Raw genomic sequence first — 8092 nt, 5'->3', positions numbered from 1 at the left:
GCGGTTTCTCCCGGCATGCGGAATCACTCGCCGTGCGTGGCGAGGCGGGCCCAACGGGTGGGCCTGGGCGGGTGAGAGCGGTACGGAGGCGGGGGCGCGGGGGGCAGGAGTGGGGGAAGCGCGGTCAGTGGCGGGGCGCGTGGGCGCCGCCGTGCGGGGCGAGGGCGATGACGGCGCGCGGCTGCACCACGAAGGGCCGCATCATCATCATGTCCTCGTGTTCATAGATGTGACAGTGGTGCATAAAGCGTCCGGGCGGTCCGGTGAAATGCGCGGACACGGTGACGAGTTCGGCGGGCGCCAGCGCGATCACGTCTTTCGGCCCCTTTTCGGCGGCGCTCAGCTCGCCCTTCCGGAGCCATTTCAGGGGTGTGCTCGTACCGGCCCCGTAATCACCGCCGGGGAGTTCGAAGAAGGTGAAGGAACTCACGTCGTACACCTCGCGGCTCACCCCTTCGAAGGCGACGGTGTGCAGATGCATGGGGTGCGGATAGGAGCCCATCGATTTCTCCAGACTGAGGAATCTCCAGTTCTCCCGGTCGCCGGCCGCGACGGTGAAGCGGACCGGGTCGGTGAAGTTCGAGGCCACCCGCCGGTAGGTGCGGACCCTGCCGGCCTCGTCCTCGATCTGCACGATGCCGTCGACGGGGAAGGGGCCCGGCGGCGCCTCGGTCTCCACCATCTCCCACAGCTCCGGGTCCCTGGGGTAGACCGGGGTGACCACCACCAGCCGCTCGGGTCCGGTGGCCGGTCCGGCGGGCGGGCGGGGGCCGGTCAGCGCGGCGGGCGGGCGGAAGGGCACCGCCCCCTCGGCGCGGGAGGCCACCCGGAACTCCATCAGCTCGGCCCGGGCGCCCGGCTCGGGCAGGGCGTTGGCCAGGCGCAGCCGGCGACCGCGCAGGGCGGAGAAGTCCACCAGCAGATCGGCGCGTTCGCCGGGGGTCAGGGAGAGGCCGTCGGCCACCGGGGCGGGCGCCGGGAGCAGCCCGGCGTCGGCGCCGATGAGCCGGACCGCCCCGGCGGGCAGCGGGGTGCCCTCCTCGTCCAGGATCCGCAGCCGGTAGGGCCGGTTGTTGGAGGCGTTGAGCAGCCGGAAGCGGTACCAGCCGGCGGCCACGTCGAGGTGGGGCCAGATCACGCCGTTGACCAGGGTGAACGGTCCGGTGAAGGGCCGGACCAGCTCATAGGGGTCGTCGGCGACGACGATGCCCTTGTAGAGCAGGCCGCCGGTGAAGGCGCCGTCGGCGCCGAGGTCGAGATTGCGGTCCATGATCACGAGCGGTATCTCCCGGTCGCCGGACGGCAGCCGCAGCCGCGCCTCGGTCTCGTCCCGGATCAGATAGGCGCCCGCGGCCAGCCCGGTCATCACATTGAGATGGGTGATGTGCATGGCGTGGTCGTGGTACCAGAGCCCGGCGGCGGGCTGGTCGTTCGGGTACTCGCTGAGCTGGGCGGCGCCCGGCAGTACGGCGTTCTCGGCCCAGCCGTCGTTGCCGCCGCCGGTCACCGCGCCGTGCAGATGGACCGCGGTCCAGGGCGGCAGGGCGGCGACATCGGCGCGCGGGGCGGCTCCCTCCCGGCCGGGCCGGTCCCACATCAGCGGGAGCTGGGGATCGTACGCGAAGGGCACCCGCACGGCGGCGACCGGGAAGCCGCCGGAGAGGTCGTTCTCCCAGGCCACCCGGAGCCGGCTGCCGCGCCGCACCTCGATGGTCGGCCCGAGGTGCCCGCCCTCGTACGTCCAGAGCCGGGTGGCGGGAAGCTCGTGGTGGAGCCGGACCCGGGCCGGACGCATGGCGACGGTGAGCCGGCCGTCCCGGGGGCGGAGCACCGGCGGGACCGGCAGCGGGTCGCGGTACGGGGTGAGGCCGGCGGCGGCAGCGGCGGCCCGCCGGGCGGCGGCGGAGGCCGTACCGGAGGGGGCGCCGCGTTCCAGTGCCTCGCGGACGGCCTCCGGGAGGTCCCGGAGGGGGGTGCCGAGGGCGGCGGTCAGCAGGGCGGACCGGCCGGGCACGGCGGCCACCGCCGGCGGGGCGGAGCCGCCCAGGGCGAGCCCGGTACCGAAGGCGGCACCGGTGCCCACCACCCCGGCCCCGGCGAGAAAACCGCGCCGCGCCAGCCGGCCCCACCCGGCCGGAAGGCCGTTCTGGCGGGTACGGTTCGGGCGGATCATGCGGGATCGGCCGCCATGCTCTCCCGGAGGCTCCGGGGCCGCAGGTCCGTCCAGTTCTCCTCCACGTACTCCAGGCACGCCTGGCGGGTGTCCTCCGGGTGGGCGACGGTCCAGCCCGCCGGGACCTCGGCGAACGAGGGCCACAGGGAGTGCTGTCCTTCGTCGTTGACCAGCACCAGATAGGTGCCGTCCTCGTCCTCGAACGGGTTGGTCACGGGGTCCTCCTGGTTTCGGCCCGGCTCCCGGCCGGGGCTGACGCTCGGTGCGGTACGGCTCTCTCGCTGACGTGCGGTACGGCTCTGTCAGTGCGGTGCGGTACGTCTCTCTCGTTGTGGTGCATTGCGGCTTCCGGCCCGGCTCCTGGTCCGGTCGGGCTCCGGTCCGGTCCGGCACCGGTTCGGCTCCGGTCGGCCCGGCGTCCGTTCGCCTCCGGCCGGTCCGGTCCGGCACCGCCAGGCGCGACACCGCCGGGCGGACGGCCGTCCACGGTCACGGCGCCGTCCGCGCGCGCCGCACACGCACCGCGCGCATACCGCCGGTTCCGGAGTTCGCGCCGGTTCCGAGTCCGGGGCGCCGGAGTTTCCGGTGTCCGGCACCATCCGGCGTTTCCGGGCCCTTCGCACCACGGCCGGCCGAACCGTACGAGGCGAAATCCGACGGGCGCCGGAAAACAACGGCGACGACGGCGCCGAACGGCCGGATGAAACACCCGGACCGCCCGATCACTCGACTACTTAGGTAAGCCTAAGCTTGTTGATCTCTGTCTTCAATACCCTCTCCTGTCACTCGACGGGAAAAACACCACACCGGCCGCCCGCATTCGGCCATCCTCCGGGTGTCCAGGCGCCCGGAGAACGACGGCCCGTCAGGCGCTCCCGGTGCCGCGCCGCCGGAAGAGCACCCAGGCCAGATAGACGCCGCCGAGCACTCCGGTGGTCACACCGACCGGGAGCAGGTTGTTCCGCCGGGACTCGGAGACCACATCGATCCAGCCGATCTGGGCGTCCAGCGCCGCCAGCGCCGCGAAGAACTGACCGGAGGCCAGGTGGGCCGCCGACAGCAGCACGGCGCCCATGGCGGCCGAGGCGGCGACGCTCACCCCGGGGCTGCGGCTCACCATCACCGCGACCTGGGGCGCGGCCAGCGCGACGAACGGGATGGGTCCGGCGCTGGCCACCGCGACCCCGCAGAGCCCGATGCCCAGCACGGTGAGGGCCAGGCGGGCCCGGTTCACCTCCAGGCCTAGTCCGGAGGCCAGTTCGTCACCGAGCTCCAGCATCCGCAGCCGCCGGCCCAGCAGCAGCGCCAGGGGCAACAGCACCAGCAGCGCCAGGGCCATGGTGTTCACCGAGCTCCAGCCGCGCCCGGCGAGCGTGCCGACCAGCCAGACATGGGCGTTCTGGGCGTCGTTGAGGTCGGAGCGGGTCAGCAGATACGAGTTGACCGAGCCGAGCATGGCGGTCACACCCAGGCCGATGAGTACCAGCCGGATGCCGTGCAGCCCGCCCCGGCTGGCCAGCGCGGAGACCACCAGGGCCGTGAGCAGCCCGCCCGCGATGGCGCCGGCGGCCACCGTGGAGGCCGCGCTGCCGACGGTGACCAGCACCAGGATGGCCCCGGTGGCCGCCCCGCTGTTGAAGCCGATCACATCGGGGCTGGCCAGCGCGTTGCGGGAGATGCTCTGGAAGATGGCCCCGCTCACCCCGAGGGCCGCTCCCACCAGGATCGCCAACAGCGCCTGGGGCAATCGCTCCTGGTTCACGAAGTGCACCGCCAGCCGGTCGCCGGTGCCGTAGAAGAGGGCGTCGGCCACGGCGGGCAGCGGCACCGGGTAGGCGCCGACGCAGAGACTGGCGAGCAGCAGCGCGGCGCAGAGCAGCAGCGCGGCGGCGCTCACCAGGGCGGTGCGGCGGTGCAGCCGGAAGCTGACCCGGCCGGACCAGAAGCGCACCGGCACGGCCGTGCGCCGCCCGGTTCCCGTACCGCCGCCCGGGGCACTGGGCGGACGGGCGGGTGCCGTCGTCGTCACAGCGACGCCTCCTTGCGCCGGCAGACCATGGCGATGAAGACGGGCGCGCCGATGACCGCAGTGACCGCGCCGACCTCCAGTTCGTCCCCGGGCACCGCCACCCGGCCGATCACATCGGCCAGGAGCACCAGCGCGGGGGCGAGCAGCATGGAGTAGGGCAGCACCCAGCGCAGGTCGGGGCCGGTGAGCCAGCGGGCGACCAGCGGGATCACCAGTCCGACGAAGCCGATCGGGCCGGCCGCCGCGGTGGCCGCCCCGCAGAGCACGGTCACGGTGACCACGGCGGCGAGCCGGGTCCTGGCGGTCCGGGTGCCGAGCGCCCGGCCCAGGTCGTCCCCGAGCGCCAGGGCGTTCAGCGGCCGGGCGAGCAGCAGCGCGAGCAGCAGCCCGGCGAGGGTGAACGGCAGGAGCTGGGCGGCGAGTCCGGCGTCCCGGCCGGCCAGGGAGCCGACCATCCAGAAGCGCAGATACTCGTAGGTGGCCGAGTCGAAGACGGTGAGCCCGGCGATGACGCCGCTGAGGCTGGCGCTGACGGCCGCGCCGGCCAGCGCCAGCCGTACCGGGGTGGGTCCGGCCCGGCCGGAGGCGCCCAGCAGATAGACGAGCACGGTGGTGACGGCCGCTCCGGCGAAGGAGAGCCAGACCAGCGAGAGGAAGCCGGTCAGCTGGATCACCCCGATGCCGAAGACCACCGCCACCGAGGCGCCCGCGTTGACCCCGAGAAGCCCCGGGTCGGCCAGCGGGTTGCGGGTCACCGCCTGCATCACGGCGCCCGCGACCCCGAGCGCCGCGCCGGTCATCAGCCCCACCAGGGTGCGGGGCAGCCGGAGTTCGCGTACGACATCGGTGGTGTAGGAGCCGTCGTCGGTCCAGAGCGCCGACCAGACCTGGCCGATGCCGGTGTCCTTGGCACCGATCCAGGTGCTGAGCACGACCAGCAGGAGCAGCACCCCGGCCAGGACCAGCAGTCCGCCGCCGCGCAGCGCGGTGCGGACCGGGGCCGTGGCGGCGGCGGTCCCGGGGCCCGGGGGCCGGGCCGGCCCGGGGGTTCCGGTGGCGGCGGGCGTGCCGGTGGCCGGGGTCACCGGCCGGGCCGGGGGTGGGCGGTGAGGTAGCCGCCCATGGTGCGGAAGTACTGGGTGGCGGGCAGGTCCTGTCCGTCCTCGGTGCGGACCGTGCGGATCAGCAGGCCGGGGGCGTCGCCGCGCCGGGCGTGCGGCCCGGCGACGACCACCACGCCGTCGTCCTCGGGGATGAAGATCCGGCCCGGGGTGCCGCCGTAGTGGGCGCGGGAGACCCCGGCCTCCAGGATCCGCAGCCGCTCGCCCCGGTGATAGGTGTAGGCGTTGGGGTACGGGTCGGACTGGGCCCGCACCAGCCGGGCCAGGTCCTCGGCGGGCCAGGTCCAGTCGATGCGGCTGTCCTCCAGGGCGCGCTTGTGGAAGAAGCTGGCCCGGCTCCGGTCCTGCGGGGTCCACTCGGCGCGCCCGGAGTCGATCAGCTCCAGGGACTCGGCGACGATCGGCCCGATCAGATCGACGGTGGCGTGGAACAGGTCGGTGGCGGTGTCCGCCGGGCCGACCGGGACCGAGCGCTGGAGCAGGATGTCGCCCGCGTCCAGTTCGGCGTTCATCCGGTGGGCGGTGACCCCGACCTCGGGTTCGCCGTTGATGAGGGCCCAGATCAGTGGCGAGAAACCGGCGTAGGCGGGGAGCAGCGAGTCATGGATGTTGAGGGTGCCGTGCGGCGGCAGGTCGTAGATCTCCGGCGGCAGCCAGGTGCGCCAGTTGTTGGCGACGATCAGATCGGGCTCGGCGGCCTTGAGGGCGTCGAGCAGCTCCGGGTCGTCGGGCCGGTTGCGCAGCAGTACGGGAACGCCGTGCCGCTCGGCCAGGTCGGCCACCGAGTCGCCCCAGATCCGCTCGTAGACGTGTTCGCTCTTGGGATGGGTGACGACCGTGACCACCTCGTGCCGGGAGTCCAGCAGCGCGCGGAGCGTGCGGTGCCCCCAGGTCTGGTAGCCGAACATCACAACCCGCATATCCGAGCCTTCCGTTGTCCGAATCATGTCTGCGCTTCCGCGCATATCGGCCGTATCGCACCGACGTTGGCGCTCGGCGCCACCAACCGGCGCACATTTTCGGCCAGTTATCGGAGGCGCAAGATCCACCCCCGTTGCAAAGTAAGGCTCACCTTACCTACGATCACGGCGGCTAGGGAGGCGATGCTGCGGTGAATCGAGTCCGCCGCGAACAAGAACCCGTCCATGACGTCCTGGGGATCGGCTTCGGCCCCTCCAACCTGGCGTTGGCGATCGCGATCGAGGAGCACAACCGCTCCGCGGCCCCGGAAGCCGGGTCCATCGGTGCTGTCGGGACCGCCGGTGCTGTCGGCGCGATGTTCCTGGAGAAACAACCCGGCTTCGGCTGGCACCGGGGCATGCTGATCGACGATGCCACGATGCAGGTGACCTTCCTCAAGGATCTGGTCACCATGCGCGACCCGACCAGCGACTTCAGCTTCCTCTGCTACCTCAAGGAGCGGGGCCGGCTGGTCGACTTCCTCAATCAGAAGACCCTGTTCCCGCTGCGCATCGAGTTCCACGACTACTTCGAGTGGGCCGCCGCCCGGCTCCCCCATCTGGCCGGCTACGGCCAGGAGGTGGTCGGCGTCGAGCCGGCCTTCGACGGCGACGAGGTGCGCTGGTTCGATGTGACCAGCCGGGTCGGCGGAAGCGACGGGCGGTTGGTCACCCGGCGGGCCCGCAATCTCTCGCTGGCCACCGGGCTCACCCCCCGGATACCGCCGGGAGCCGAGATCGGTGACCGGGTGTGGCACACCCGCGACCTGCTGACCGGGGTCGCCGGCTGGACCGGCGCACGGCCCCGCCGGGTGGTGGTGCTGGGCGCCGGGCAGAGCGCCGCCGAGGCCGTCGCCCATCTGCACGGGGTGTTCCCGGAGGCCGAGGTGTGCGGGGTGTTCGCCAAGTACGGCTACACCCCGGCCGACGACAGCCCGTTCGCCAACCGGGTCTTCGACCCCGAGGCGGTGGACGTCTACTTCGACGCCCCGCCCGAGGTGAAGCGGTCGCTGATGGACTACCACCGCTCCACCAACTACTCGGCGGTGGACATCGAGCTGATCGACACGCTCTACCGCACCAGCTACCGGGAGCGGGTGCAGGGCCGGGAGCGGCTGCGCTTCCTCAATGTCTCCCGTATCCGGCAGGTGACCGACGGGGGCGACGGGCTGCGGATCACCGTGGAGCACCTGCCCACCGGGGAACGCACCACGCTCGACGCGGATCTGCTGGTGTACGCCACCGGATACGAACCCGCCGACCCCGGGGCCCTGTTGGGCCGGGCGGAGAAACTCTGTCTGCGGGACGAGGACGACGAGCTGCGGGTGGGCCGGGACCACCGGGTCGCCATGGCTCCCAATGTCACGGCCGGGGTGTACGTCCAGGGCAGCACCGAACACACCCATGGGATCACCTCCACCCTGCTCTCCCACACGGCGATCCGGGCCGGGGAGATCCTGGCGTCCCTGCTCGCCCACGGCGCGGCAGGCCCCGCTCCGTCCGCCGGGACCGGGCAGTCCGCCGGCTCCGCGCCGGCCGCCGGGGCCCGCCGGGCCGGCTGATCCCCGCGCGGGCCGCCTGCCGCCCCGGGCCGCCAGGTCGTCCGCCCCGGCCCGGCCACCGCCAGGTCGTCCGCCCGGCTCGCTCCGGCGACACGGCTGCCCGGTGGCCCACCCGGGCCCGTTCCGGTGACACGGCCGTCATCCGCCCGCCCCGCCCGGTCGTTCATCCCGTCCGGCCGTTCCGGTGACACCGCCGCCCTCCGCCCGCCCGGTCCGGCCGTCCCCTCCCGGGCCTTCCGCTCCCCTCC

6 protein-coding genes are annotated in these 8092 nt (G+C 73.3%); 1 reads left to right on the top strand and 5 read right to left on the bottom strand.

The window, feature by feature from the left end; all coding sequences use genetic code 11:
* Positions 1–124: 124 nt before the first annotated feature.
* The 5 genes from NX801_RS03820 to NX801_RS03800 form a co-directional block, all read right to left on the bottom strand.
* Positions 125–2173 carry a multicopper oxidase family protein gene (locus NX801_RS03820; RefSeq protein WP_258785434.1) on the bottom strand — a complete coding sequence of 683 codons (2049 nt, stop codon included), beginning with the start codon at positions 2171–2173 and terminating at the stop codon, positions 125–127.
* Positions 2170–2388: an MbtH family protein gene (locus tag NX801_RS03815; protein ID WP_258785433.1), complete on the bottom strand. Its 219-nt coding sequence runs from the start codon at positions 2386–2388 to the stop codon at positions 2170–2172. Before NX801_RS03815 ends, NX801_RS03820 begins: the two co-directional genes overlap by 4 nt.
* A gap of 650 nt (positions 2389–3038) precedes the next feature.
* The gene (locus tag NX801_RS03810) at positions 3039–4202 is read right to left on the bottom strand and encodes a FecCD family ABC transporter permease (RefSeq protein WP_258785432.1); all 1164 of its coding nucleotides are present in this window, start codon (positions 4200–4202) and stop codon (positions 3039–3041) included.
* Positions 4199–5287, bottom strand: a complete 1089-nt coding sequence (locus NX801_RS03805; RefSeq protein WP_428986051.1) for a FecCD family ABC transporter permease — start codon at positions 5285–5287, stop codon at positions 4199–4201. The genes NX801_RS03810 and NX801_RS03805 overlap by 4 nt, the downstream gene beginning before the upstream one ends.
* A complete protein-coding gene (locus tag NX801_RS03800) occupies positions 5284–6243 on the bottom strand; it encodes a methionyl-tRNA formyltransferase (RefSeq protein ID WP_258785431.1) in 960 nt (319 codons plus the stop codon). Before NX801_RS03800 ends, NX801_RS03805 begins: the two co-directional genes overlap by 4 nt.
* Positions 6244–6434: 191 nt before the next feature.
* On the opposite strand from NX801_RS03800, the gene NX801_RS03795 reads away from it, so the two are divergent.
* Positions 6435–7844 carry a lysine N(6)-hydroxylase/L-ornithine N(5)-oxygenase family protein gene (locus NX801_RS03795; protein ID WP_258785430.1) on the top strand — a complete coding sequence of 470 codons (1410 nt, stop codon included), beginning with the start codon at positions 6435–6437 and terminating at the stop codon, positions 7842–7844.
* The last annotated feature ends 248 nt before the right edge of the window (positions 7845–8092 follow it).

Source organism: Streptomyces pyxinae, assembly GCF_024756275.1.
GTDB lineage: Bacteria > Actinomycetota > Actinomycetes > Streptomycetales > Streptomycetaceae > Streptomyces > Streptomyces pyxinae.
The sequence above is the reverse complement of the archived record's forward strand: the minus strand, read 5'-3'. Positions and strand labels throughout refer to the sequence as shown.